The sequence below is a fragment of the Streptomyces sp. A012304 genome, assembly GCF_026008495.1.
GTDB lineage: Bacteria > Actinomycetota > Actinomycetes > Streptomycetales > Streptomycetaceae > Streptomyces.
The window spans coordinates 16,276-42,660 of record NZ_BQUN01000228.1; the positions used below are offsets into that span (position 1 = coordinate 16,276).

Here is a 26,385-nt window from a genome sequence, read left to right on the forward strand (position 1 = left end):
CCGCGCCGGGCGCTACCCGGCTCAATTAACGCACTGGATAGTTAGTAGCGGTTGGGAAGGGATGTTGCGCCCGCGTTTCGCCGGTGTCAAGGGGTGGGGTGCGAAGGCTCAGTCCGCGGCCCGCTCCGCCGTCAGGTAGGCGATCACCATGTCGCCGAGCATGGTGCGGTAGTGCTCGCGCTGGGCCGGATCCACCAGGTCCCGCCCGAACAGGGCGCCGAAGGTGTGCCGGTTGGCGACCCGGAAGAAGCAGAACGAGCTGATCATCGCGTGCAGGTCGACGGCGTCGACATCGGCCGTGAACAGGCCGGACGCCTGCCCCGCGGCCAGGATGCGGCGGATCACCTCCAGCGCGGGGGAGCCGATCTTCCCGAGCTTCTCCGAGGCGGCGATGTGCACGGCCTCGTGGATGTTCTCGATGCTGACCAGGCGGATGAAGTCGGGGTGCCGCTCATGGTGGTCGAAGGTCAGCTCGGCCAGCCGGCGGATGGCCGCGACCGGGTCCAGATGCTCCACGTCGAGCTGCTGCTCGGCCTCGCGGATCACGCCGTACGCCCGCTCCAGGACGGCCGTGAACAGCTGCTCCTTGCCGCCGAAGTAGTAGTAGATCATCCGCTTGGTGGTGCGGGTGCGGGCGGCGATGTCGTCGACGCGGGCCCCGGCGTAGCCGACGCGGGCGAACTCCTGGGTGGCCACGTCGAGGATCTCGGCCTGGGTGCGGGCGGCGTCGCGGATGCGCCCGCCTGGTCGTGCCGGTTCGTCGACGCTGGTCATCGGGGTTCCTTCGGGCGATGGGCAGGTGCCGCGCATTCTAGAAGCACGCGGCGGAGGGCTTTCCCTGGCCCGGGACAACTGCTATGACTAACGTACTGGTTCGTACATTAGTCTTCCGGAGGTCGGCCCGTGACCAAGGACTCCTATCTCGTCGGACTGATCGGTTCCGGCATCGGCCCGTCGCTCAGCCCGGCCCTGCACCAGCGGGAGGCGGACCGTCAGGGGCTGCGCTACCTGTACCGGCTGATCGATCTCGACGTGCTCGGGGCGCCGCCGGAGGCGGTCGGCGACCTGGTGCGGGCCGCCCGCGACCTCGGCTACGACGGGCTGAACATCACCCACCCGTGCAAGCAGCTCGTCATCCCCCACCTCGACGCCGTCGCCCCGCAGGCGCGGGCGCTGGGCGCGGTCAACACCGTCGTCTTCGAGGACGGCCGCGCGATCGGCCACAACACGGACGTCACCGGATTCGCCGCCTCCTTCGCGCGCGGTCTGCCGGACGTCCCGCTGGAGCGGGTCGTGCAGCTCGGCGCGGGCGGCGCGGGCGCGGCCGTCGCGCACGCCACCCTCACCCTCGGCGCCGAACGCGTGACCCTGGTGGACGCGCTGCCCGAGCGGGCCGCCGCCCTCGCCGACTCCCTGAACACGCACTTCGGCGCGGGCCGGGCCACCGCCGCCGGCCCCGACCGCCTCGCCGAGCTGCTCGCCCGGGCCGACGGCGTCGGCGGTCTCGTGCACGCGACCCCCACCGGCATGGCCGCCCACCCCGGCCTGCCCCTGCCCGCCGAACTGCTGCACCCGGGGCTGTGGGTGGCCGAGGTCGTCTACCGGCCCCTGGACACCGAGCTGCTGCGCACCGCGCGCGCCCTGGGCTGCGCCACCCTCGACGGCGGCGGCATGGCCGTCTTCCAGGCGGTGGACGCGTTCCGCCTGTTCACCGGCCGGGAACCCGACACCGCGCTCATGCTCGCGGACATCACCGAACTGGCCGGCGCCGTCGCCGCCGCCCGCAAGTGACCCGAACCGAAGAGGTGCCCAGGTGCGTACGTCCATCGCCACCGTCTCCCTGAGCGGTTCCCTCACCGAGAAGCTCACCGCCGCCGCCCGGGCCGGCTTCGACGGCGTGGAGATCTTCGAGAACGACCTGCTCGCCGCCCCCCTCACCCCCGAGGAGGTCCGCGCGCGCTGCGCCGACCTCGGCCTGAGCATCGACCTCTACCAGCCGATGCGGGACATGGAGGCCGTACCCGCCGACGTCTTCGCCCGCAACCTGCGCCGCGCCCGCGCCAAGTTCGCGCTGATGAACCGGCTCGGCACCGACACCGTCCTGGTCTGCTCCAGTGTCTCCCCGCTCGCCGTGGACGACGACGCGCTCGCCGCCGAGCAGCTGGCCCGGCTCGCCGACCTCGCCCAGGACTTCGGGATCCGCGTCGCCTACGAGGCGCTCGCCTGGGGACGACACGTCAGCACCTACGACCACGCCTGGCACATCGTGCAGAGCGCCGGACACCCGGCACTCGGCACCTGCCTGGACAGCTTCCACATCCTCTCCCGGGGCTCCGACCCCAAGGGCATCGAGGACATCCCCGGCGAGAAGATCTTCTTCCTCCAGCTCGCCGACGCCCCGCCGCTCGCCATGGACGTCCTCCAGTGGAGCCGCCACCACCGCTGCTTCCCCGGCCAGGGCGGCTTCGACGTCGCCGGCCTGGTACGCCATGTACTGCACACGGGATACAGCGGACCGCTGTCCCTGGAGGTCTTCAACGACGTCTTCCGCCAGGCCGAGGCGGGTCCGACGGCCGTGGACGCCCACCGCTCGCTGCTGGTCCTGAAGGAGACGGTCGGCCTGACCACCCCGCCCGCCCCCGTCGTCCCCACCGGCGTCGCCTTCGCCGAACTGGTCACGGCCGACGCCGAACCGGTGTCGGCGGTGCTCGCCGCCCTGGGCTTCGCCCGCACCGCGCGGCACCGCGGCAAGCCGGTCGACCTCTGGGAGCAGGGCGAGGCCCGTGTCCTGGTCAACACCGCCGGAGCCGTGCGCAGGGACGGCACCCGACTCGCGGCGATCGGCCTGGAGTCACCCGACCCGGCGGCGGCGGCCCGCCGCGCCGAGGCCTTCCTCGCCCCCGTCCTGCCCCGCCGCCGCGCCCCCGAGGACGCCCCGCTGGACGCGGTGGCGGCGCCCGACGGCACGGAACTCTTCTTCTGCGCCACCGACCGGCCCGCACGGCCCGACTGGCGGGCCGACTTCGCCGACACCGGCCACACCCCGCGGGAGACCGGCGTACGCCGCATCGACCATCTGGCCCTCACCCAGCCCTGGCACCACTACGACGAGGCCACCCTCTTCCACCGCGGCGTCCTCGGCCTGCACGGCCAGGAGAGCGTGGACGTCGCCGACCCCTACGGCCTGCTGCGCAGCCGCGCCGTCACCAACGCCGACGGCAGCGTCCGTATCGCCCTGACCGTCGGCGCGGCACCCTCGGACGACACCGTGCACGCCCAGCACGTCGCGCTCGCCACGGACGACGTGGTCGCCGCGGCCCGCCGCTTCACCGAGGCCGGCGGCCGGCTGCTGCCGATCCCCGCGAACTACTACGACGACCTCGCGGCCCGGTACGAGTTCGCCGAAGGCGAGCTGGAGACGTACCGCGCGCTCGGCATCCTCTACGACGAGGACGCGTACGGCGTCTTCCGGCACTGCTACACCCACACCGTCGGCCGCGTCTTCTTCGAACTCGTCCAGCGCGACGGCGGCCACCGGGGCTACGGCGCCGTGAACGCGCCGGTCCGGCTGGCCGCCCAGCACACGGCCCGGTGAGTCACTGCCGGCTCACGGTCCGGGTGACGCCCGCGACGACCGTCGTGGCCAGGATCCAGCCGGTGACGATCAGGACGTAGGACAGCGTCTGGTGCCAGCCGGAGGGGGCGAACGCGGACTCCTGACCGAAGGAGATCACCGGCAGCAGCAGGTCGAGGGTGTAGAACACCGGGTCGAAGTCGGGCGCCTCCGACGCCTTCAGCGGACGCGGACGCTCCAGGGCGAAGGCGACCGAGCCCACGGCGAGCAGCGACAGCAGCCAGACGGCGGCCCGCAGCGGGCGGAAGCCGTAGCCGACGCTCGCGTCCTGGAGCAGGCCCCACAGCCGGCCGTACCAGGGGAGGGTCAGGCGGTGGCGGCGCTGCTTGGCGAGCTGCACCAGCCGGGCGGCCCGGTCGTCGCCGATCCGGCGGTAGGAGGCGGTGAGCTGCTCGTAGGCGTGCGGGTCGAAGGCGCCGTCGTCGCGCTCCAGCATCGGCAGGCGCCGCTCGGCGGGCTCGTGCGGGGTGAGGAAGGTGTAGGTGAGGTCCAGCAGCCGCACCTGGTCGGGGAGCTTCTCCGGTGCCAGGTCGAGCTGGTTGATCTCGGCGCGCCGCAGGTTGAGCCTGCCCTCGATCGGAGGGCCGCCGCGCAGCCAGATCTCCCCGATCACGCAGCTGCTGGCCCGCAGGGCGGTGTCGCCGGGGTGGGAGAGGGTGGCCCGCAGCAGATCCACACGGCCGGGTATGCGGGCGCCGCGCAGGTCGATCCGGCCGTGCGCGCGCAGCCGCCGCGCGAGGAGGTTGGCGCCGACGTCGAGGGACTCCGCGTCCAGGACGTGGCCGCCGGGGTTGCTCAGCTCGGCGTCCTCCAGGTCTATCGAGCCGGCGACGGTGGCCCCGTCCAGCCGGATCAGGCCCCGGGTGCGCAGACCGCGGGCGCAGAGGTCGTCGTCGATGGTGAGCTGGTTGAGCTGGAGCACGGGCTCCGCCGGGTCGGCGGCGGTGACGTCCGCCTCGTCCAGGAACAGCGCCCCGGAGATCTGCGCCCCGCCGAGGCGCACCGGACCGCCGATCCGGCAGCGGGTCAGCCGCACGCTGCCCTCCACCCTGCTGCGCGCGGCCGCGAGCCCGGGCAGCACGGAGTCGCGCAGGCTGAGGTAGTTCAGCTGGGCGCCGGCCAGGCGCGGTGTTTCGTCGAAACGGCAGTGGCCGAGGCGGACCATACTGTCGACGGTCGCGTGGCGCAGGTCCAGCACGCCGGTGATCCGGGCCCCCAGCACCTTCAGGGCCGCCACCTCACCCGGTTCCCGGGGGCCGTTGAGGAGCAGCGCCCGCAGCACGGTCGCGCGGACGGTCCGTTCGGGGCCGTCCTCCTCGCCGTCCGGGCGGAGGTCCACGGTGGCTCCCGTGGCGAAGGCCCGCCAGACGCGCTGTTCGGCCGGTGTCAGATCGTCGATCTCCATCAGCCGCGACTCTGGCGGGCCCTCGTTGCGGTGTCAACCGGCTATGCCCGGACGTTCCATTCGGCGATCACGGGCCGTCCGTGCTCGGTCGACAGCCGGCTCACCGTGCCCGTGGCCAGCTGGAACAGCCGCCCCTCGGCGGGCGGCAGGCCGAGCCGACGGGCCGTCAGGACACGCAGGAAGTGCGCGTGGGCGACGAGGACGGCGTCACCGTCGGCGAGCACCGCGTCCACCCGGGCCAGCACCCGGTCGGCGCGCCGCCCGATCTCCTCGGGCGACTCGCCGGGATGACCGTCCGGGCCGGGCGGGACGCCGTCGGTCCACAGGTCCCAGGCGGGCCGGGTGCGGTGTATCTCGACGGTGGTGACGCCCTCGTAGGCCCCGTAGTCCCACTCGTGGAGGTCGGGGTCGGGGACGGCGCCGGTGATGCCCGCGAGTTCGGCGGTGCGCACCGCGCGGTGCAGCGGGCTGGTCAGGGCGAGCGAGAAGGCCCGGCCGGACAGGAGCGGAGCGAGGGACTTGGCCTGTTCCTCACCGTGTGCGGTGAGGGGCAGGTCGGTGAAGCTGGTGTGCTGTCCCGAACGGCTCCACTCCGTCTCGCCGTGGCGGACCAGCAGAAGATCCCCCATGGCCGCGCTACGCCTTCTTCGCCGACTCGACGGCGTGGCCGCCGAACTGGTTGCGCAGCGCCGCGATCATCTTCATCTGCGGGGAGTCGTCCTGGCGGGAGGAGAACCGCGCGAACAGCGAGGCCGTGATCGCCGGCAGCGGCACGGCGTTGTCGATGGCCGCCTCGACGGTCCACCGGCCCTCGCCGGAGTCCTGGGCGAAGCCGCGCAGCCTGTCGAGGTGCTCGTCCTCGTCGAGGGCGTCGACCGCGAGGTCCAGCAGCCACGAGCGGATGACGGTGCCCTCCTGCCAGGAGCGGAAGACCTCGCGGACGTTCTCCACCGAGTCGACCTTCTCCAGCAGCTCCCAGCCCTCGGCGTAGGCCTGCATCATGGCGTACTCGATGCCGTTGTGGACCATCTTCGAGAAGTGCCCGGCACCGACCTTGCCCGCGTGGACGAAGCCGTACGGTCCCTCCGGCTTGAGCGCGTCGAAGACCGGCCGCAGCCGGTCGACGTGCTCCTTGTCGCCGCCGACCATCAGCGCGTAGCCGTTCTTCAGGCCCCACACACCGCCGGAGACGCCCGCGTCGACGAAGCCGATGCCCTTGGCGCCCAGCTCGGCCGCGTGCTTCTCGTCGTCCGTCCAGCGGGAGTTGCCGCCGTCGACGACCGTGTCGCCGGGGGAGAGGAGGCCGCCGAGCTCGTCGATGACGGACTGGGTCGCGGCGCCGGCCGGGACCATCACCCAGACCGTGCGGGGCGCTTCGAGGCCGTCGACCAGTTCGGCCAGGCTGGAGACGTCGGAGAGTTCGGGGTCGCGGTCGTAGCCGATGACGGTGTGGCCGGCGTCGCGGATGCGCCGGCGCATGTTGCCGCCCATCTTGCCGAGGCCGATGAGTCCCAACTGCATGTCAGTTCACTTCCTGAGTCGACGGTAGGCGGCCACGAGGGCGGCGGTGGACGGATCGAGGCCGGGGACCTCGGCACCCTCGGTGAGGGCGGGTTCGACGCGCTTGGCGAGGACCTTGCCGAGTTCGACACCCCACTGGTCGAAGGAGTCGATGTTCCAGACGGCGCCCTGGACGAACACCTTGTGCTCGTAGAGGGCGATGAGCTGGCCCAGGACGGACGGGGTGAGTTCCTTCGCCAGGATCGTCGTCGTGGGGTGGTTGCCCTGGAAGGTGCGGTGCGGGACCTGCTCCTCGGCCACACCCTCCGCGCGGACCTCGTCGGCGGTCTTGCCGAACGCGAGGGCCTGGCCCTGGGCGAACAGGTTGGCCATCAACAGGTCGTGCTGCGCCTTGAGCTCCTCGCTCAGCTCGTCCACCGGGCGGGCGAAGCCGATCAGGTCGGCCGGGATCAGCTTGGTGCCCTGGTGGATCAACTGGTAGTAGGCGTGCTGCCCGTTGGTGCCGGGCGTACCCCACACCACCGGACCGGTCTGCCAGTCGACGGGCTCGCCGTCGCGGTCCACCGACTTGCCGTTGGACTCCATGTCCAGCTGCTGGAGGTAGGCGGTGAACTTGGAGAGGTAGTGGCTGTAGGGCAGCACCGCGTGCGACTGGGTGTCGAAGAAGTTGCCGTACCAGATGCCCAGCAGGCCGAGCAGCAGCGGGGCGTTGGCCTCGGCGGGGGTGGTGCGGAAGTGCTCGTCGACGATCCGGAAGCCGTCGAGCATCTCGCGGAAGCGGTCCGGGCCGATGGCGATCATCAGGGAGAGGCCGATCGCCGAGTCGTAGGAGTAGCGGCCGCCGACCCAGTCCCAGAACTCGAACATGTTGTCCGGGTCGATGCCGAAGTCCGACACCTTCCCGGCGTTCGTCGACAGGGCGACGAAGTGCCGGGCGACCGCCTTGCCGTCGCCGTCGTCGCCGAGCCCGTCCAGGAGCCAGGAGCGGGCCGAGGTGGCGTTGGTGATCGTCTCGATGGTGGTGAACGTCTTCGACGCGACGATGAAGAGGGTCTCCGCCGGGTCCAGATCACGGACCGCCTCGTGCAGATCGGCGCCGTCCACGTTCGACACGAAGCGGAACGTCAACTCCCGTGCGGTGTACGCCCGCAGGGCCTCGTACGCCATCGCGGGGCCCAGGTCGGAGCCGCCGATGCCGATGTTGACGACGTTCCTGATCCGCCGGCCGGTGTGTCCGGTCCACTCACCGGAGCGCACCCGGTGCGCGAAGCCGGCCATCTTGTCGAGGACCGCGTGCACCTGGGGCACGACGTTCTCGCCGTCGACCTCGATCACCGCGTCCGCCGGGGCGCGCAGCGCGGTGTGCAGGACGGCGCGGTCCTCGGTGATGTTGATCCGCTCGCCGCGGAACATGGCGTCGCGCAGCCCGAACACATCGGTCGCGGCGGCCAGTTCCCGCAGCAGGGCGAGCGTCTCGTCGGTGATCAGGTTCTTGGAGTAGTCGACGCGCAGGTCACCGACGCGCACGACGTAGCGTTCCGCGCGGCCGGGGTCGGACGCGAACAGCTCACGCAGATGCGTGTGCCAGGCGGCGCGGTGGTCCTGCAGGGCCGTCCACTGCGGCCGTCGTGCGAGCCTCGGGGTGTCAGACATGTGCGGTGGTCTCCTTGGTGCCCTCGCCCCGCAGGGCGACGGCGTACATCTCGTCCGCGTCGAGGCGCCTGAGCTCCTCGGCGATGAGTTCGGAGGTGGGGCGGACCTTCAGCGCGAGGGTGCGTGAGGGCTGGCCGGGCAGCGACAGCGTGGCCAGCGGGCCCTCGGGGCGGTCGATGACGATCTCGCCCTTCCCGGTGCCGAGGCGTACGGCCGTGACGACCGGACCCTGGGTCTCCACCCGGTCGATCGGGACGCCCAGGCGCGCCTCCAGCCAGCGGGCGAGCAGCTCGGCGCTGGGGTTCTCGGCCTCGCTCTCGACGGCCCCCGAGGTGATCGGCAGCCGTGCCTGGTCCAGGGCCGCGGCCAGCATCGAACGCCAGGGCGTCAGCCGGGTCCACGCGAGGTCGGTGTCACCGGGAGCGTACGACGCCACCCGGCTCTCCAGGGCCTGAAGCGGCCGCTCGACGGCGTACATGTCGGTGATCCGGCGCTGGGCCAGCGCGCCCAGCGGGTCCTTCGACGGGTTCACGGGCGCGTCCACCGGCCACCAGACGACGACCGGCGCGTCCGGCAGCAGCAGCGGCAGGACGACGGAGTCGGCGTGGTCGGACACCTCGCCGTAGGTGCGCAGCACCACCGTCTCGCCGGTGCCGGCGTCGGCGCCCACCCGCACCTCGGCGTCGAGGCGGGAGTTGGTGCGGTCACGCGGGGTGCGGGCGTGCCGCTTGATGACCACCAGGGTCCGCGCCGGGTGCTCGTGCGAGGCCTCCTCGGCGGCCTTGATCGAGTCGTAGGCGTTCTCCTCGTCCGTGACGATCACCATCGTCAGGACCATGCCCACGGCCGGTGTGCCGATGGCGCGGCGACCCTGCACCAGCGCCTTGTTGATCTTGCTTGCCGTGGTGTCGGTCAGGTCGATCTTCATGGCCTGCGCCAGCTCCGTCCGTCTCGTGCGAGCATCTCGTCGGCTTCCTCGGGTCCCCAGCTGCCGGAGGCGTACCTGGCCGGCCTGCCGTGGCCGGCCCAGTACTCCTCGATCGGGTCGAGGATCTTCCAGGACTCTTCCACTTCCTGGTGGCGCGGGAACAGGTTGGCGTCGCCGAGCAGCACGTCCAGGATGAGGCGTTCGTAGGCCTCGGGGCTGGACTCCGTGAAGGACTCGCCGTACGCGAAGTCCATCGTGACGTCCCGGATCTCCATCGAGGTGCCCGGCACCTTGGAGCCGAAGCGGACCGTGACGCCCTCGTCGGGCTGGACCCGGATGACGATGGCGTTCTGCCCGAGCTCCTCGGTGGCCGTGGAGTCGAAGGGGGAGTGCGGGGCGCGCTGGAAGACGACCGCGATCTCCGTGACCCGGCGGCCGAGACGCTTGCCGGTGCGCAGGTAGAAGGGGACGCCCGCCCAGCGGCGGTTGTCGACGTTCAGCCGGATCGCCGCGTAGGTGTCGGTCGTCGAGGCGGGGTCGATTCCCTCCTCCTCCAGGTAGCCGCGCACCCTCTCGCCGCCCTGCCAGGCGCCCTCGTACTGCGCGCGCACCGTGTGCCGGCCCAGGTCCTCCGGCACCTTCACGGCCTTGAGGACCTTCAGCTTCTCGGTGAGCAGCGAGGCCGCGTCGAAGGAGGCGGGCTCCTCCATCGCGGTCAGCGCCATCAGCTGGAGCAGATGGTTCTGGATGACGTCCCGCGCCGAGCCGATGCCGTCGTAGTAGCCGGCGCGGCCGCCGATGCCGATGTCCTCGGCCATCGTGATCTGGATGTGGTCGACGTACGACCGGTTCCAGATCGGCTCGAACATCTGGTTGGCGAAGCGCAGCGCCAGGATGTTCTGGACGGTCTCCTTGCCCAGGTAGTGGTCGATGCGGAAGACCTGGTCCGGCTCGAACACGTCGTGCACGATCGCGTTCAGCCGCCGCGCGCTCGCCAGGTCGTGGCCGAACGGCTTCTCGATGACCGCCCGCCGCCAGGAGCCCTTCGGCGCGTCGGCCAGCCCGTGCTTCTTCAGCTGCTCGACGACCTTGGGGAAGAACTTCGGCGGCACGGAGAGGTAGAAGGCGAAGTTGCCGCCGGTGCCGCGGGAGGCGTCCAGTTCGTGCACGGCGTCGCGCAGCTGCTTGAACGCCGTGTCGTCGTCGAAGTCGCCCGGGATGAACCGCATGCCCTCGGCGAGCTGCTGCCAGACCTCCTCCCGGAACGGGGTCCGCGCGTGCTCGCGCACGGCGTCGTGGACGACCTGCGCGAAGTCCTGGTCCTCCCAGTCGCGGCGGGCGAAGCCGACGAGCGAGAAGCCCGGCGGCAGCAGACCGCGGTTGGCGAGGTCATAGACGGCCGGCATCAGCTTCTTGCGGGACAGATCACCGGTCACGCCGAAGATGACGAGCCCGGAGGGTCCGGCGATCCGGGGCAGGCGCCGGTCGCGTGAGTCCCGCAGCGGGTTGCTCCACACCGTGGTGCTCATTCCGCGTCAACTCCCTTGTTGTTCAGCGACTTGGTGACCGCGTCCAGGAGGTCCTGCCACGCCGTCTCGAACTTGGCGACGCCCTCTTCCTCCAGCCGGGTGACGACCTCGTCGTAGGAGATGCCGAGCGCCTCCACCGCGGCGAGGTCGGCGCGGGCCTGGGCGTAGCCGCCGGTCACCGTGTTCCCGGTGATCACGCCGTGGTCGCCGACGGCGTCCAGGGTGGCCTCCGGCATGGTGTTGACGGTGCCGGGGGCGACCAGCTCGTCCACGTACAGGGTGTCCTTGTACGCGGGGTCCTTCACACCGGTGGAGGCCCACAGCGGGCGCTGCTTGTTCGCCCGGGCGCCGGCGAGGGCCGTCCACCGGTCACCGCCGGGTGTCCCGTCGGCGGAGCCGAACCTCTCCTCGTACGCCTCGTAGGCGAGCCGGGCGTTGGCGAGCGCGGCCCGTCCCCTCAGGGCGAGGGCCTCGTCGGTGCCGAGGACCGTCAGGCGCTTGTCGATCTCGGAGTCGACGCGGGAGACGAAGAAGGAGGCGACGGAGTGGATGGCGGAGAGGTCCAGGCCCCGCGCGGCGGCCTTCTCCAGGCCCGCCAGGTAGGCGTCCATGACCTCGCGGTAGCGCTCCAGCGAGAAGATCAGCGTGACGTTGACGCTGATGCCGAGGCCGATCACCTCGGTGATCGCCGGGAGCCCGGCCCGCGTCGCCGGGATCTTGATCATGACGTTGGGGCGGTCGACCAGCCAGGCGAGCTGCTTGGCCTCGGCGATCGTGGCCGCCGTGTCGTGGGCGAGGCGCGGGTCGACCTCGATGGAGACCCGCCCGTCGCGGCCACCGGAGCGGGTGTGCACGGGACGCAGGATGTCGGCGGCCGCACGCACATCGGCGGTCGTCATCATCCGTACGGCCTCGTCGACCGTGACGCCCCGCGCGGCCAGATCGGCGAGCTGCTCCTCGTAGCCCTCGCCGGAGCCGATGGCGGCCTGGAAGATGGACGGGTTGGTGGTGACGCCGACGACGTGCTTCCCGGCGACGAGCGCGGCCAGGCCGCCGGACGTGATCCGCGTGCGCGACAGGTCGTCCAGCCAGATCGACACGCCCTCGTCGGTCAGGCGCTTGAGGGCTCCCGCGGTGGCGGTTGCTTGGGTCACAGTGATCATCTTCTTTCTGGCGATCGGATCAACCACGCGCGGCAGCGAGCGATTCCCGCGCTGCGGCGGCGACGTTCTCGGGGATGAAGCCGTACTCGGCGAAGAGGGTGCCGGCGTCGGCCGAGGCGCCGAAGTGTTCGAGGGAGACGATGCGTCCTGCGTCACCCACGAACCGGTACCACGTCAGACCGATACCCGCCTCGACCGCAACGCGGGCCTTCACCGAGGGCGGAAGCACCCGCTCGCGGTACTCCCGCGGCTGCTCCTCGAACCACTCCACGGACGGCATCGACACCACCCGCGTTCCGATCCCCTCGGCCTCCAGGCGCTCCCGGGCGGCGACGGCGAGCCGCACCTCGGAGCCGGTGGCGATGAGGACGACGTCCGGCGTCCCGGTGGAGGCCTCCTCCAGCACGTAACCGCCGCGCGCCGCGTCCGGGTTCGGCGCGTAGGTCGGCACGCCCTGCCGGGTGAGGGCCAGGCCGTGCGGGGCCGGACGGCTGCCGTGCCGCCGGAGGATCTCCGCCCAGGCGATCGCCGTCTCGTTGGCGTCGGCCGGACGGACGACGTTCAGCCCCGGGACGGCGCGCAGCGAGGCCAGGTGCTCGACCGGCTGGTGCGTCGGGCCGTCCTCGCCCAGGCCGATGGAGTCGTGCGTCCACACGTACGTCACCGGCAGCTGCATCAGCGCCGACATCCGGACGGCGTTGCGCATGTAGTCGGAGAAGACCAGGAACGTGCCGCCGTAGATCCGGGTGTTGCCGTGCAGCGCGATGCCGTTCATCTCGGCGGCCATCGAGAACTCCCGGATGCCGAAGTGCACGGTACGGCCGTACGGGTCGGCCTCGGGCAGCGGGTTGCCCGCCGGCAGGAAGGAGGACGTCTTGTCGATGGTGGTGTTGTTGGAGCCGGCCAGGTCGGCGGAGCCGCCCCACAGTTCGGGGAGGACAGCGCCGAGCGCCTGGAGCACCTTGCCGGAAGCGGCACGGGTGGCCACCGACTTGCCGGGCTCGAACACCGGCAGCGCGTCCTCCCAGCCCTCGGGGAGCTGACCGGCGACGACCCGGTCGAACAGCCGCGCGCGCTCCGGGGCGGCGCCGCGCCACGCGGCGAGCCGCTTGTCCCAGGCGGCGTGGGCCTCGGCGCCCCGGTCCAGGGCGGCGCGGGTGTGGGCGAGGACGTCGTCGGCGACCTCGAAGGACCGCTCGGGGTCGAAGCCGAGGACGCGCTTGGTGGCGGCCACCTCGTCCTCGCCGAGGGCGGAGCCGTGGGAGGCCTCGGTGTTCCGCGCGTTCGGGGCGGGCCAGGCGATGACGGTGCGCATCGCGATGATCGAGGGGCGGGCGGTCTCGGCCTGCGCCGCCTTCAGCGCCGCGTACAGGGCGCGCACGTCGATGTCGCCGTTCTCCCGCGGCTCGATCCGCTGCACGTGCCAGCCGTAGGCCCCGTACCGCTTCAGCACGTCCTCGGAGAACGCGGTCGCGGTGTCGCCCTCGATGGAGATGTGGTTGTCGTCGTAGAGGAAGACCAGGTTGCCGAGCTTCTGATGGCCCGCCAGGGAGGAGGCCTCGGCGGAGACGCCCTCCTGGAGGTCGCCGTCGGAGACGATCGCCCAGACGGTGTGGTCGAAGGGGGAGGTGCCCTCGGGGGCCTCCGGGTCGAACAGGCCGCGCTCGTAGCGGGCGGCCATCGCCATGCCGACCGCGTTGGCGACACCCTGCCCGAGCGGACCGGTGGTGGTCTCGACACCGGCCGTGTGCCCGTACTCCGGGTGGCCGGGCGTCTTGGACCCGTGGGTGCGGAAGGCCTTGAGGTCGTCCAGCTCCAGCTCGTAGCCGGCCAGGAAGAGCTGTGTGTAGAGGGTCAGCGAGGTGTGGCCGGGGGAGAGGACGAAACGGTCACGCCCGGTCCACTCGGGATCCGCCGGGTCATGCCGCATCACCTTCTGAAAGAGCGTGTACGCGGCGGGCGCGAGGCTCATCGCGGTGCCGGGGTGGCCGTTGCCGGCCTTCTGCACGGCATCCGCCGCCAGAAGGCGCGCGGTGTCGACGGCACGCCGGTCGAGTTCGGTCCATTCGAAGCTGTCCGGGGTCTGCGTGCTCATCTTCAGGAAATCCTCGATACGAGCGAAGTGGCTGGTCTGACGCGTTCAAAAGTAAAAGTCTGACTTTTTTGACGGTAGGTCTCCGTGTGTCAGGCTGTGGTGAAAGTGGGACACCGGGCGGGCGCGGAACGCGATCGAGGCGGCACGAGACGGACATGGCGGGCAGAACGGGCCACGACGACGAGGGGATCAGAACCTTCCCCTTCCCGGTCGACCTCAGTGTCGGCGGCGTCGGCATGCAGGTCGGCCCCATGGGCACCGACCGCGCCTGGCACGCGGACGCGCCGCTGGACCGCGTGCACCGGATCGACTTCCACGTCGTGCTGTTCTTCACCCACGGTCCCGTACGTCACATGGTCGACTTCGCCGAGTACGAGGCGACGGCCGGCGACGTGCTGTGGATCCGCCCGGGCCAGGTCCACCGCTTCTCGAAGTCGAGCGAGTACCGCGGAACCGTCCTCGCCATGCAGCCCGGCTTCCTGCCCCGCGCCGCGGTCGAGGCCACCGGCCTGTACCGCTACGACCTGCCGCCGCTGCTGCGCCCCGACGAGGCCCGGCTGGCCGCCCTGCGCGCGTCCCTGACGCATCTCCAGCGCGAGTACGAGGACACCGCGACCCTTCCCCCCACCCTGCACACCTCGGTGCTGCGGCACTCCCTGACCGCGTTCCTGCTGCGCCTCGCGCACCTCGCGGCCAGCTCCGCGGAGGCGGTCCGCCGACAGGCCGACACCACCTTCACCCTCTTCCGGGACGCGGTGGAGAGGGACTTCGCCACCAACCACAGCGTCAGCGCCTACGCCGACGCGCTCGGTTACTCCCGCCGCACCCTCGTGCGCGCGGTGCGCGCCGCCACCGGCGAGACGCCGAAGGGCTTCATCGACAAGCGGGTCGTGCTGGAGGCCAAGCGGCTGCTGGCCCACACCGACCTGCCGATCGGCCGGGTCGGCGCGGCGGTCGGCTTCCCCGACCCGGCGAACTTCTCCAAGTTCTTCCACCAGCACACCGACATGACTCCGGCGGCGTTCCGCGCGGAACTGCGCTGAAACGCCGCCGGTCCGGCCGGCTCAGGGGCCGATGCGCCACTCAGCGACCGAAGTTGAACCAGTTCACGTTCACGAAGTCCGAGGGCTGCCCGCTGGTGAAGGTCAGATAGACGTCATGGGTGCCGGTGACCGCGGTGATGTTCGCCGGGATTGTGCGCCACGACTGCCAGCCGCCCGTGTTGCCGACCGAGAAGCTGCCGACGGGCGCGTTGCTGCGGCTGTCCAGGCGCACCTCGACCAGACCGCTCACACCGCTCGCCGCGCCGCTCGCGACCCGGCCGTAGAACTGCGTGGCCGCCGTGGAGCCGAAGTTGACGCCCCGGAAGAGCACCCAGTCGCCGCCTGCGAGGGAGCCGATGTTCTGGCCGCCGCCGGTGTCGGTGGTGGTCTCGGTGCTCACCCCCGACTGGCTGTCGTAGGACTCGGCCTGGATCGCGGCGTAGGCGTCGCGGTTGCCGGACGGCGGCGGAGTGGTACCGCTCCCACCGCCCGCGGCCTGGAGCACCTGCACATAGTCCACGACCATGGGGACGCCCGAGCGGGTGTCCGCGTCCAGGCCGCCGCCGAAGGCGTCGGGGAAGGCGCCGCCCATCGCCACGTTCAGGATGATGAAGAAGCCGTGGTTCGTGGCGTTGTTCCACGTCGTCGCGTCGACCTGGTTCGCGGTGACGGTGTGGAAGTTCACGCCGTCGACGAGGAAGCGGATCGCCTCGGGGCTCACCGAGCGGTCCCACTCCATGGTGTAGGTGTGGAAGCCGGACTGGCAGCTCGTGTTCGGGCAGGTGGTGAAGTTGCCGATGCCGGTGGTCTCGTTGCAGGGGCCGCCCGGGTTGGTGCCGCAGTGCATCGTCGCCCACACCCGGTTCAGTCCCTGGACGTTCTCCATGATGTCCAGCTCGCCGACGGACGGCCAGTTCTGGTAGTTGCCGCGGTAGGGGGCGCCCAGCATCCAGAACGCCGGCCAGTAGCCCTCGGCCGCGGTGCCGGTGACATTGGGCATCTGCAACCGGGCCTCGACGCGCAGCTTCCCGCCGGACGGCGGCTGGAAGTCGGTGCGGTTGGTCTCGATACGGCCCGAGGTCCAGCGGCCGGCGGAGTCGCGCAGCGGGGTGATGCGCAGGTTGCCGTTGCCGTCGAGCGAGACGTTGCTCGTGCTGTTCGTCATCGTCTCGACCTCGCCCGTGCCCCAGTTGGCGGGACCGCCGGGGTAGGAAGTGCCGGTCGCGTACTGCCAGTTGGCGGTGTTGACGCCGGTGCCGGCGGCGCCGTTGAAGTCGTCCAGGAAGACCTGGGTCCAGCCCGCCGGGGGCGTGGGCGCGGTGGCGTTGGCGGGCAGGGTGGCGGCGGTCGCGGCGACGGCGGCCAGGCCGAGCGTGGCCAGCACGGCGATCAGCGCGCGCCGGACCGGCCACCTTCGCGCGGGCACGGCGGGGGTGGGTGTACCGGAGGTTTCACTCATCGGGTGCCTCTCGGGGACGGAATGATGGGCGCGGAATGCCGTCCGAGAGCGCCGGACCGTGCGTGAGAGCGCTCTCAGGATGCGGCCAATGTGCTCCCCGCCACTGGAGCCGTCAAGAGTTAAAGCAAGGAAAGTCCTTTCACCCAGGGCGAGTTCACCCCCTGAACGCCCCATATGGGCCGAAGCGAGCGGGCGGTCGCGAGCGGGCCGGGGCCGGGCCTCGCCGGTGAGAGGGAGACCCGGGGCCTTCCGGTGGCCGGAGGTCAGTCCGGCTGCCAGCCCAGTGCCCGTGAGATGCCCCGCGCCGCCAGCCGGACCGTCGGGATCAGTGCCGGCACCCGGGCGTCGGCGTGCGGGACGACGACCGACACCGCGGCGACCACCGTGCCGCCCGGCCCGCGGACCGGCGCGGCCACCGACAGGGCGTCGTCGGTGACCTGACGGTTGCTCACCGCCACGTCGGTGCGCCGCACTTCGGCCAGGACGCGACGCAATTGGGCCGAGTCGGTGATGGTGTGGTCGGTGTAGGAGGCCAAGGGGACGGCGCAGTACGTCTCTTGGAGCTGGGGGTCGCCGTGGGCCAGCAGGGCGAGCCCGACGCCGGTGACGTGCAGCGGCCAGCGGGCGCCGACGCGGATGCGCACCCCCACCGCCGAGCGTCCGGAGAGCCACTCGATGTAGACGACGTCATGGCCGTCCCGCACCGCCAACTGCACGTTCTCGTGCGTGGCCTCGTACAGGTCCTCCAGGTAGGGCAGCGCCACCTGGCGCAGCGCGAGGCCGCGCGGGGCGAGCGCCGCCACCTCCCACAGCCGCAGCCCGACGTGGTAGGCCCCGGACTCGTCCCGTTCCAGGGCGCCCCACTGGGTGAGGGCGCCCACCAGCCGGTGCGCGGTGGTGAGGCTCAGCCCGGCGCGCCGGCTGATGTCGGTCAGGGTCAGCGCCGGGTGGGCGTGGTCGAACGCGGCGAGCACGGACAGCAGCCGGTCGGGTGCGGAGCGGGCGGTCGTGGGCAAGGGGTCCTCCATCCCCCGCGCGGCGGCGAGAGCGTTCTCTCGTCCGGCTGAAATTAGGCAGCGGCCGTGCGGCCGTCAATCACCCGCACGGCCTCGGCCGGGCCCTCAGGCGAGCCCGTCCTCCGCGAGGCGCAGCAGCAGCGCGTGCAGCGTCTCGCGTTCGGCCGGGTCGAGCGGGGCCAGCAGGTCGTTCGTCACCCGCAGGCCCGCCTCGTCGGTGCCGCGCAGGAACGCCCGGCCGTCCTCGGTGAGCACGACGATCCGGCTGCGGCGGTCGTCCGGGGCGGGCCGGCGCTCGGCGAAGCCGAGCTTCTCGAGATCGTCGACGAGGCCGACGATCGCGCTCGGGTCGTAGCCGAGGCCGGCGCTCAGCTCCCGCTGGAGCGCGCCCTCGGCGGTGGCCAGGTAGCGCAGGACGGCGTAGTGGCGCAGGCGCAGCCCCGACTCCTGGAGGAACGTGTTGAACAACTGACCCGAGCGCAGCCCCAGGCGGTAGAGGAGGTAGCCGGTGTCCGCGTGCAGCGCGCGCATCCACGGCTCGTCCGCGTCGATCGGGGTGGCGTTCACGGCGTGGTGCTGGCGGGCGATGGCGGGCTCCCTGGTCTCGGCCCCGGCAGGGGCGGGTCGTCGTACGGATTCCAGCATGGCGCACCAGCAGGTCGGCAACAACTATTGACGACAACAATTATTGCTCTTAGCTTCGATCTCGTAGCCGCACCTCCCGTGCCCCCACGGGGTCGTACCGTTCGTGAAGGGACCCATCCGTGCCCAGCATCGATCTCACCGGCAAGGTCGCCGTCGTCACCGGCAGCGGCCGGGGCCTCGGCCTCGCCTACGCGCACGCCCTGGCCGCCCACGGCGCCCGCGTGGTCGTCAACGACGTCGACGAGGCGGTCGCCGACCAGGCGGTGAAGTCCATCGCCGAGGCGGGCGGCACCGCCGTCGCCGAGGTCGTGCCGGTCGGCACCTCCGAGGCCGCCGACCGGCTGGTGAACCGCGCGGTCGAGGAGTTCGGCCGGCTCGACGTCCTGGTCACCAACGCGGGCATCCTGCGCGACAAGGTCCTGTGGAAGATGACCGACGACGACTTCGACGCCGTGATCACCACCCACCTCAAGGGCACCTTCACCTGCGCCCGGGCCGCCGCCGTGCGGATGCGCGAGCAGGGCGAGGGCGGCACGCTGATCCTGGTCGGCTCCCCGGCCGGCCAGCGCGGCAACTTCGGCCAGACCAACTACGCCGCCGCCAAGGCCGGCATCGCCGCCATGGCCCGCACCTGGGCGATGGAGCTGGGCCGCGCGAACATCACCGTCAACGCGATCGTCCCGGTCGCCGCGACCGCGATGACCGAGACCATCCCCGCCTTCGCCCCCTACATCGAGGCCATGCGCGACGGCGAGCCGCTGCCGGACTTCCTGCGCAAGGGCGAGGGCTTCGGCACCCCCGAGGACTGCGCGGCGCTGGTCCCCTTCCTCGCCTCCGAGGCCGCGCGCGGTGTCACCGGCCAGGCCATCGGCATCGGCGGCGACAAGGTGGCACTCTGGTCGCATCCGCAGGAGATCCGCGCGGCCTACGCCGACGGCGGCTGGACCCCCGAGACGCTCGCCGCCGCCTTCCCCACCTCGGTCGGCGCCGAACTCCAGACGGTCGGCATCCCGGCGCCCAAGTTCCCGGAGGCGTGATGGAGCGCTCGATGAACGTCGACGACCTCGTCGCCATCGACGTCCACACCCACGCGGAGGTGTCCTCCAAGGGCCACGCGTCCCTCGACGACCACCTGCACGACGCCTCCTCCGCCTACTTCAAGGTCGAGGGCAAGCGCAAGCCGACCCTGGAGGAGACGGCCGCCTACTACCGGGAGCGGAACATGGCCGCCGTGATCTTCACGGTGGACGCCGAGTCCGCGACCGGCACGGCCCCCGTCCCCAACGAGGAGGTCGCCGAGGCGGCCGCCGCCAACGCCGACGTCCTCATCCCCTTCGCCTCCATCGACCCCTTCCGGGGCAGGGCGGGTGTGAAGCAGGCCCGCCGCCTGGTCGAGGAGTACGGGGTGAAGGGCTTCAAGTTCCACCCCAGCATCCAGGGCTTCTTCCCCAACGACCGCGCGGTCGCCTACGACCTCTACGAGGTGATCGAGGAGACCGGCACCATCGCCCTGTTCCACACCGGCCAGACCGGCATCGGCGCCGGCGTGCCCGGCGGGGGCGGGATCCGGCTGAAGTACTCCAACCCGCTGCACGTCGACGACGTCGCCGCCGACTTCCCGCACCTGAAGATCATCCTGGCGCACCCGTCCTTCCCCTGGCAGGACGAGGCCCTCGCCGTCGCCACGCACAAGCCTGGCGTCCACATCGACCTGTCCGGCTGGTCGCCGAAGTACTTCCCGCCGCAGCTCGTGCAGTACGCCAACACACTGCTGAAGGACAAGGTCCTCTTCGGCTCCGACTTCCCCGTCCTCACCCCCGACCGCTGGCTCGCCGACTTCGACAAGCTGACGATCAAGGACGAGGTGAAGCCGAAGATCCTCAAGGAGAACGCCGCCCGCCTGCTCGGGCTGACCACACCGTAAGGGGCCTCACCGATGCGCAACGAGGGACTGGGGTCGTGGCCCGCCCGCCGGGCCCGCAAGACCCCGCACCGCACCGCCCTGGTCCACGACGAGCGGTCGACGGACTACCGCACCCTGCACACCCGCACCACGCGTCTGGCCCACGCCCTGCGCGCCCGGGGCGTCCGGCGCGGCGACCGCATCGCCTACCTCGGCCCCAACCACCCCTCCTACCTGGAGACCCTGTTCGCGGCAGGCACGCTCGGCGCGGTGTTCGTCCCGCTCAACACCCGCCTGGCCGGTCCCGAGATCGCCTACCAGCTCGCCGACTCCGGCGCCAAGGCCCTTGTCTACGGCCCCTCGCACGCCGGCCTGGTCGCCGGACTGCCCGGCAGCACCGACGTACGGGCGTATCTGGAGGTCGGCGCCGAGTACGAGGAGGCGCTGGCGTCGGCGCCGGACGAGCCGATCGACGAGCCGGTCGGCGCCGACGACACCTGCATCATCATGTACACCTCCGGCACGACAGGCCGGCCCAAGGGCGCCATGCTCACCCATGGCAACCTGACCTGGAACGCGCTCAACGTCCTCGTCGACACCGACCTGATCGCCGACGAACGCGCCCTGGTCTCCGCGCCGCTGTTCCACACGGCCGGGCTGAACATGCTGACCCTGCCGGTGCTGCTGAAGGGCGGCACCTGCGTCCTGGTCGAGGCCTTCGACCCGGAGGCCACTTTCGACCTCGTCGAACGGCAGCGGATCACCTTCATGTTCGGGGTGCCGACCATGTTCGACCAGATCGCCCGCCACCCGCGCTGGCCCGACGCCGACCTGTCGTCGCTGCGCATCCTCACCTGCGGCGGCTCCCCGGTCCCCACCCCGCTGATCGCGGCCTACCAGGAACGCGGACTCACCTTCCTCCAGGGCTACGGCATGACCGAGGCCGCCCCCGGCACCCTCTTCCTGGACGCCGAGCACGCCACCAGCAAGGCGGGCTCGGCCGGTGTCCCGCACTTCTTCAGCGACGTCCGGGTCGTGCGGCCCGACCTCGCACCCGTCGACATCGGCGAGACCGGCGAGGTCGTGGTGCGCGGACCGCACGTCATGCCCGGCTACTGGGGGCTGCCGGAGGAGACGGCCGCCTCGTTCGCCGACGGCTGGTTCCGCAGCGGGGACGCCGCCCGCGTCGACGAGGACGGCTACGTGTACATCGTCGACCGCATAAAAGACATGATCATCTCAGGTGGGGAGAACATCTACCCCGCCGAGATCGAGGACCTGCTCCTCACCCACCCCCACATCGTCGAGTGCGCGGTCATCGGCGTGGCCGACGACAAGTGGGGCGAGGTGCCGCGCGCCGTCGTCGTTCCCCGCGAGGGCGTGTCGGTCGATCCCGACGAGGTGCTGGCGTCCCTGGCGGGCCGCCTCGCCAAGTACAAGATCCCCAAGTCCGTCGTGGTCGCGGACGAACTTCCGCGCACCGCCTCCGGCAAGCTCCTGAAGGCCCGGGTGCGCTCCCGGTTCGGCGGCGACTCCGCATCAACCCCCAAGTGAGGACCAGTACATGAGCATCACCGTCAACGGCCTGGACGAGCTGAAGAAGCTGGCCGGCAGCGACCTGGGCACCAGCGAGTGGATCGAGGTCACCCAGGAGCGCATCGACACGTTCGCCGACGCGACCGGGGACCACCAGTGGATCCACGTGGACCCCCAGCGCGCCAAGGACGGCCCCTTCGGCGCGCCCATCGCCCACGGTTACCTCACCCTGTCCCTGTTCATCCCGCTGTTCACCGAGCTGCTGGACGTGCAGGGCGTCACCACCAAGGTCAACTACGGGCTGAACAAGGTGCGCTTCCCCTCCCCGGTGAAGGTCGGCTCACGCATCCGGCTGACCGGCAGGCTGAGCGAGGTCGAGGAGGTGCCCGGCGGCGTGCAGATCACCGTCGACGGCGCCATCGAGATCGAGGGCGGCACCAAGCCGGCGGCGGTACTCCAGAGCCTGTCCCGCTTCTACGCGTGAACCACGCCGAGCGACGAGCCGGCGGGGAAGCAGCCGCGCACCGGGGGCGTCCATGAGCGGCTGATCCCGCCACGGACGCCCCGGCGCGCGCCGCCCGACGTCAGCCGCCCACGACGTCCACGAAGATCGGGTTCGAGTAGAACCAGGTGTCGGCCCACGGGTCGCCGTCCCCCGGCGTGTGGGGGACCGGCCCGTGCGGGTCGACCGCCGCGCCCAGGTAGCCGGCCCCGTGGCGGTTGCCGTCGCTGCCGCGCAGCCGGACGTAGAACGGCTCCTCGCCGACGGCGACCGGGACACGCAGGGTGTACGTGCCGGTGCGGCCGGAGACGTCCTTGGTCCAGGCGACCTTCGTGTCGGGCGCGCGCCAGCTGTCGCGGTCGGCGGCCGGGCCGCGCACCGCGCCCCGGATGACGTCCACGTGCGCCAACTCCGGCAGGATCCCCCGGGGGTTGGGGCGGGAGGCCGTGGTGACGGTGATCTCCAGGACGAGCTTCTCGCCCGCGCGGACCCGCAGCCGTCCGCCCAGCGTGACACCCCGCCCGCTGCCGCGCTCCCGCCGCAGCCGGACCTCCAGCCCGTCCAGCAGATGCCCGTGGTCGAGCCAGACCCGGCCCGCGCGCAGGCCCGCCATCACCGCGCGGTAGCCGTAGCGGGTGACGCCGACATGGGTGCGGCTGAACTGGCCGGGCCAGAAGTCGCTGCCGGGCTGCGGGGTGGTGGTGTTCACCGGGTCGGGCAGCCTGCCGGTGTTGTCGAAGTTCCGGCCCGCCGCCCAGTCGCCGTTCTTCCAGGTGTCGAAGACGACGCGGTGCGCGTCGGAGTTGGTGGTGACCGAGAACAGCCGGCCCTCGGCCAGCAGCGCGTCCCACAGCCCGCCGACCGTCGCGGTCGCCCAGTCGAAACCGCCGTACGTCACATACGCGTCCGCCGGGTAGCCGGCCCAGGACTGCGCGGACGGCTTGTTCTCGTACTCGCCGCGGATCGACGTCGTCCCGCGCCAGCCGGGGAGGGCGGCGCCCTGGGCGCCCGGCGCGCCCTCCATGCCGATCATGATCTCGGGAGCCGCGTCCCGCCAGTTGCGCATCTCGTGCGGGGAGTCGATGCCCAGCCGCATCGGGTGGTTGGCGAGGACCAGGACGTCGTCGACGTAGCCGGTGCGGCGCTGCTCGGCCAGCCACTGGATGGCCTTGACGGCGTGGGCCTCGTTGCGGGCGGTGTCCGCCGCGCCGGCCGCGCCCTCGGTGTAGCCGAGGAGCTTGCCGTCGTAGGCGCTCTCGAACCGGGTGAGCAGGTCGACCTCGTGCGGGCCGGGCGCGGCGAAGACCGTGCAGTGCTCGGCGGCCGGGATGTACCACTCCAGGCCCTGGAAGATCAGCTGACGCGGGTTCTCGGCACGGGCCCTGAGGATCTCCTCGTGCTCCAGCGGGGCGCCGAACCGCGCGTGCCCGACGTTGGAGTGCTCGGTGAACACCATCCAGTCGAGCCCGTACCCGGCGCCCGCGGCGGCCAGCTGGGAGAACGTGTACTTGGCGTCGTGGCTGTAGACGGAGTGGACGTGGTGGTCGCCGACGAGATAGGCCAGGCGCGGGTCCTCCCCGCCGAAGCGTCCGCCGCCGGCCGCGAGGGCGGGCGTCGCCGCCGGTCCCAGCGCGAACGCGGCCCCGAACAGCCCCGCACGGCGCAGCAGCCCGCGGCGGGACACGCCCTGGGCGTCGAGAGCGGCGGGGGAGACGGACGGGTCGGCCCAGTCGGGCAGATGCTGCTCGGTCATGGTGTTCTCGAAGCCCCTCGGCTCAGTGGTTCATGAAGGAGGTGACGGGCAGCGCCCGCGCGACGATCCGGACGTCGCCGAGCCGGCCGTGCAGGATCTGGTCGATCTTCCCGCCGTACTCGTAGCCGCCGAGCAGCCACGGCAGACCCACGGAGGTGATGCCGACCGCGGCCGCCCTCGGGTTGCGCACCACCGGGCAGCCCTCGACGTACAGGGTGGTGTGCCGGCCGTCGTTGACGACCGCGAGATGCCACCAGGTCTCCAGCGGCGTCTCCTGGCCCCAGTTGGTGGCGATGCCCTGCTGGTTCAGCGGGCGCGTCGCCCACTGCGGCTCCCGGTCGTTCGACAGGGACAGCGTCGCCAGCGGTTCGTCGGGGTCGTCGGCGGTCTTCCCGGCGGCGCCGCCCGTACCGGTCCGGCCGACCAGCCCGGACCAGGCGTGGTGCGCGGGATCCCAGTCGGCGGGCAGCCGGTAGAACGCCTCGATGGTGTAACCGTCCTCGAACGTCGCCGAGTTCAGCGGCGCCCCGTCCACCGTGCGCAGATACGCGCCCTTCAGCGGCGACTTGTGGCCCTGGAACTCCAGGCTGCCGTGCCCGGGCTGGTCGGGATGGTGGTCGGCGGACCAGCCCAGCGCGCCGCCGCCGACCGTGACGACGGTCAGGTCGTTGCCGCTTCCGGACAGATCACGGACGGTTGCGGCGGCGGGCGACTCGAAACGCCAGTAGGCGACCGTGCCGGGCACGAGCATCCTCGCCGCGGGCTGCGCGGGACGCGCCGGCACCGGGGCGAAGCCGGAGAACCGCTCGGCGAAGTCGATGTCGACCGTGAACCGGTCGGCGTCACCGCTGAGTTCGATCTCCTGCCGCTCCAGCTCGTTGAGCCCCTTGGCGGCCCGGCCCAGGATCCACGGGGAGACCGTCTCGACGTCGATGACGTCGCGGTCGAGATCGAAACGGTAGAGGCGGATCATCGCCGCGCCGCCGAAATACCGGTTCTGATAGTTCGTCAGGTGCAGGTGGACGTCATGTCCCGCCTTGTTCTTCCGGACCGTCCGCCCGGCCGGCCAGTAGTGCCCGTTGAGGGTGAGGAAGATCTGGTCGTGGCCGGCGATCAGCCGGTCCCACAGCTGCTGCCCGTACGCCGACAGCGAGTCGTCCTCGACGACCAGTTCGTGCGTGGTGAGCACGACGGGCGTCCTCGGGTGCCGGGCCAGGACGTCGGCGGCCCACGCGTACCCTCGCTCCGACAGCCGCCAGTCCAGCGCCAGCACCATCCACTCCCGGCCGCCGGCCCGGAACAGGTGGAAGGTGTTGTAGCCGTCCGGGGAGGCGCCGCCGAAGGTCGGCTTCCCCCGGAAGCGGTCCGGACCGAACGCGTCCAGGTAGGGCGTCGCGCCGCGCTGGTCGGTGGTGGAGGACCTCACGTCGTGGTTGCCGGCCAGGACGCTGTAGCCGGCCCCGCGCCGGTCGAGCAGCGCGAACGCCTCGCTGATCGCGGCGACCTCCTCCTTGGTGCCGTTCTGGGTGAGGTCGCCCAGATGGGACAGGAAGACGATGTTCTCGTCCCGGCCGTGCTCCAGCAGATAACGCAGCGACGCCTCCACGGGCGCCTTGTCGATGCTGGGTCCGTCGAAGAGGTACTGCGTGTCCGGCATCACCGCGAGCGTGAAACGACGGCTGTCCGGATCCGGGCGCCACCGGCCGGCCGGCGCGGCCTCGGCGACGGCGGCCGGCAGCGCGGCCGACGCCGTGGCGGCGGCGCCGAGCAGCGCGGTGGCCCGCAGGAAACCGCGGCGTCCGGCACCCGCCTGGGGGGTCTCGCCCTGTTCATGGGCATGCGAATTGCACACGTGTGCTCCGTAGCAAGAGTCCGGGGGAACCGTGGGTGGGAGGGCTCAGAGGACGCGCAGGGTCCAGGTCCAGCGGTGGACACCCGGCGCGACGAGGTAGGAGGGGGAGGTGTCCGGGCCGCAGGACGCCGTCCCGAGACCGCGGTGCGCCGCGTCGAGGTGCACCACACAGCCGGGGCGCGGCACCAGCTCGTCGTGGTGTGCGACCGCCGTCAGGTCCTCGGCGCGGTAGCGGGTGACGGAGACCTGACGTGGCTCGTCCAGGGTGACCGAGAGTCCGGTGGCGTCCGGCGCGGACAGCGTGAAGCGCCGCACCCCGTGTCGGCCACCGCTCTCCTGCGGACGCAGGTACGGCGTGAACAGCGCGTCCACCGGCACCGAGTGGTGTCCCACCGGGGCGCCCGCGCTGCGGTCGGGGTACGACTCCCACGGCCCCTGCCCGAACCACTCCAGCAGGTCCAGCCCGCCGACCGTCTCGAAGACCGAGCCGACCCGCGCCACGTCGTCGAACTCCTCCGGCAGCTCGGCCTCCTCCTCGACCCGCAGCCCGCCCTCGACCGGCGTGAACACCTGCCGGTGCCGCACCACACCGGTCGTCCCGGCGTACTCCGCGAGCACGGTCACCGCCGTGTCGTCCCGGCGCACCGAGACCAGCTCGCGCACCAGCGCGTCCAGGCCCCAGGCCCGCCAGCGTGAGGCCGTCCCGCCCAGCTCGTCGTTGTCGGTGGGGGGCCGCCCCCCCCCCCGC

At 71.8% G+C, this 26,385-nt stretch carries 21 protein-coding genes and 1 pseudogene; 7 read left to right on the forward strand and 15 right to left on the reverse strand.

Translation table 11 applies throughout. From position 1 onward, the window contains the following. Positions 1-108: 108 nt before the first annotated feature. Entirely contained in the window at positions 109-774 is a 666-nt protein-coding gene (locus ALMP_RS43005; RefSeq protein WP_264937503.1) for a TetR/AcrR family transcriptional regulator, read from the reverse strand. 129 nt (positions 775-903) lie between these two features. Here ALMP_RS43005 and ALMP_RS43010 point away from each other — a divergent pair, with 129 nt between their 5' ends. Both ALMP_RS43010 and ALMP_RS43015 read left to right on the forward strand, forming a co-directional pair. Further along, on the forward strand, positions 904-1,791 hold the full coding sequence (locus tag ALMP_RS43010; RefSeq protein WP_264937504.1) for a shikimate dehydrogenase: 888 nt from the start codon (positions 904-906) through the stop codon (positions 1,789-1,791). A gap of 22 nt (positions 1,792-1,813) precedes the next feature. Further along, entirely contained in the window at positions 1,814-3,595 is a 1,782-nt protein-coding gene (locus tag ALMP_RS43015) for a bifunctional sugar phosphate isomerase/epimerase/4-hydroxyphenylpyruvate dioxygenase family protein (RefSeq protein ID WP_264937505.1), read from the forward strand. Position 3,596: 1 nt separating this feature from the next. On the opposite strand, the gene ALMP_RS43020 is transcribed toward ALMP_RS43015, so the two are convergent. Genes ALMP_RS43020 through tkt form a run of 8 tightly spaced genes read right to left on the reverse strand, consistent with a single transcriptional unit; the run spans position 3,597 to position 13,928 of the window. After that, positions 3,597-5,039, reverse strand: coding sequence for a membrane-associated oxidoreductase (locus ALMP_RS43020; protein WP_264937506.1), 1,443 nt, complete (start codon positions 5,037-5,039; stop codon positions 3,597-3,599). A 41-nt stretch (positions 5,040-5,080) separates the two neighbouring features. Further along, a complete protein-coding gene (locus ALMP_RS43025) occupies positions 5,081-5,668 on the reverse strand; it encodes a histidine phosphatase family protein (protein WP_264937507.1) in 588 nt (195 codons plus the stop codon). Positions 5,669-5,675: 7 nt separating this feature from the next. Beyond that, positions 5,676-6,560 carry a phosphogluconate dehydrogenase (NAD(+)-dependent, decarboxylating) gene (gnd, locus tag ALMP_RS43030; protein WP_264937508.1) on the reverse strand — a complete coding sequence of 295 codons (885 nt, stop codon included), beginning with the start codon at positions 6,558-6,560 and terminating at the stop codon, positions 5,676-5,678. Between the two features lie 6 nt (positions 6,561-6,566). Then, the gene (pgi, locus tag ALMP_RS43035) at positions 6,567-8,213 is read right to left on the reverse strand and encodes a glucose-6-phosphate isomerase (RefSeq protein WP_264937509.1); all 1,647 of its coding nucleotides are present in this window, start codon (positions 8,211-8,213) and stop codon (positions 6,567-6,569) included. Next, positions 8,206-9,141 (reverse strand): glucose-6-phosphate dehydrogenase assembly protein OpcA, encoded by a 936-nt coding sequence (gene opcA / locus ALMP_RS43040; RefSeq protein ID WP_264937510.1) that lies wholly within the window; start codon positions 9,139-9,141, stop codon positions 8,206-8,208. Before opcA ends, pgi begins: the two co-directional genes overlap by 8 nt. Further along, on the reverse strand, positions 9,138-10,670 hold the full coding sequence (gene zwf, locus ALMP_RS43045) for a glucose-6-phosphate dehydrogenase (RefSeq protein ID WP_264937511.1): 1,533 nt from the start codon (positions 10,668-10,670) through the stop codon (positions 9,138-9,140). Before zwf ends, opcA begins: the two co-directional genes overlap by 4 nt. Then, complete coding sequence (gene tal, locus ALMP_RS43050) at positions 10,667-11,833, reverse strand: transaldolase (RefSeq protein WP_264937512.1); 1,167 nt, start codon at positions 11,831-11,833, stop codon at positions 10,667-10,669. The genes zwf and tal overlap by 4 nt, the downstream gene beginning before the upstream one ends. A gap of 19 nt (positions 11,834-11,852) precedes the next feature. Next, on the reverse strand, positions 11,853-13,928 hold the full coding sequence (tkt, locus tag ALMP_RS43055; RefSeq protein ID WP_264937513.1) for a transketolase: 2,076 nt from the start codon (positions 13,926-13,928) through the stop codon (positions 11,853-11,855). A 155-nt stretch (positions 13,929-14,083) separates the two neighbouring features. On the opposite strand from tkt, the gene ALMP_RS43060 reads away from it, so the two are divergent. After that, positions 14,084-14,971, forward strand: coding sequence for an AraC family transcriptional regulator (locus ALMP_RS43060; RefSeq protein ID WP_264937514.1), 888 nt, complete (start codon positions 14,084-14,086; stop codon positions 14,969-14,971). Between the two features lie 40 nt (positions 14,972-15,011). Here ALMP_RS43060 and ALMP_RS43065 read toward each other — a convergent pair whose 3' ends face one another. The 3 genes from ALMP_RS43065 to ALMP_RS43075 form a co-directional block, all read right to left on the reverse strand. Beyond that, positions 15,012-16,430, reverse strand: a complete 1,419-nt coding sequence (locus tag ALMP_RS43065) for a glycoside hydrolase family 16 protein (protein WP_264937515.1) — start codon at positions 16,428-16,430, stop codon at positions 15,012-15,014. Between the two features lie 263 nt (positions 16,431-16,693). Then, positions 16,694-17,458, reverse strand: a complete 765-nt coding sequence (locus ALMP_RS43070) for an IclR family transcriptional regulator (protein ID WP_375803628.1) — start codon at positions 17,456-17,458, stop codon at positions 16,694-16,696. 93 nt (positions 17,459-17,551) lie between these two features. Continuing rightward, positions 17,552-18,091: a MarR family winged helix-turn-helix transcriptional regulator gene (locus ALMP_RS43075; protein WP_264937518.1), complete on the reverse strand. Its 540-nt coding sequence runs from the start codon at positions 18,089-18,091 to the stop codon at positions 17,552-17,554. Positions 18,092-18,210: 119 nt separating this feature from the next. Between ALMP_RS43075 and ALMP_RS43080 the strand changes: the two genes are divergently transcribed. The 4 genes from ALMP_RS43080 to ALMP_RS43095 are packed head-to-tail and all read left to right on the forward strand — an operon-like array spanning position 18,211 to position 22,014. After that, a complete protein-coding gene (locus tag ALMP_RS43080; RefSeq protein ID WP_309299625.1) occupies positions 18,211-19,128 on the forward strand; it encodes an SDR family NAD(P)-dependent oxidoreductase in 918 nt (305 codons plus the stop codon). A gap of 11 nt (positions 19,129-19,139) precedes the next feature. Continuing rightward, positions 19,140-20,015: an amidohydrolase family protein gene (locus ALMP_RS43085; protein WP_264937519.1), complete on the forward strand. Its 876-nt coding sequence runs from the start codon at positions 19,140-19,142 to the stop codon at positions 20,013-20,015. A 12-nt stretch (positions 20,016-20,027) separates the two neighbouring features. Then, positions 20,028-21,548 (forward strand): long-chain fatty acid--CoA ligase, encoded by a 1,521-nt coding sequence (locus ALMP_RS43090; protein ID WP_264937521.1) that lies wholly within the window; start codon positions 20,028-20,030, stop codon positions 21,546-21,548. Between the two features lie 10 nt (positions 21,549-21,558). Next, entirely contained in the window at positions 21,559-22,014 is a 456-nt protein-coding gene (locus ALMP_RS43095; RefSeq protein ID WP_264937522.1) for a MaoC family dehydratase, read from the forward strand. Positions 22,015-22,114: 100 nt separating this feature from the next. Here the strand turns inward: ALMP_RS43095 and ALMP_RS43100 are convergent, their stop codons facing one another. The 3 genes and pseudogenes from ALMP_RS43100 to ALMP_RS43110 form a co-directional block, all read right to left on the reverse strand. Continuing rightward, entirely contained in the window at positions 22,115-23,785 is a 1,671-nt protein-coding gene (locus ALMP_RS43100; RefSeq protein WP_264937523.1) for a PHP domain-containing protein, read from the reverse strand. 22 nt (positions 23,786-23,807) lie between these two features. Beyond that, positions 23,808-25,637, reverse strand: a complete 1,830-nt coding sequence (locus ALMP_RS43105; RefSeq protein ID WP_264937524.1) for a LamG-like jellyroll fold domain-containing protein — start codon at positions 25,635-25,637, stop codon at positions 23,808-23,810. A 45-nt stretch (positions 25,638-25,682) separates the two neighbouring features. Then, a pseudogene (locus tag ALMP_RS43110) lies at positions 25,683-26,385 on the reverse strand (beta-galactosidase); the annotation flags it as partial.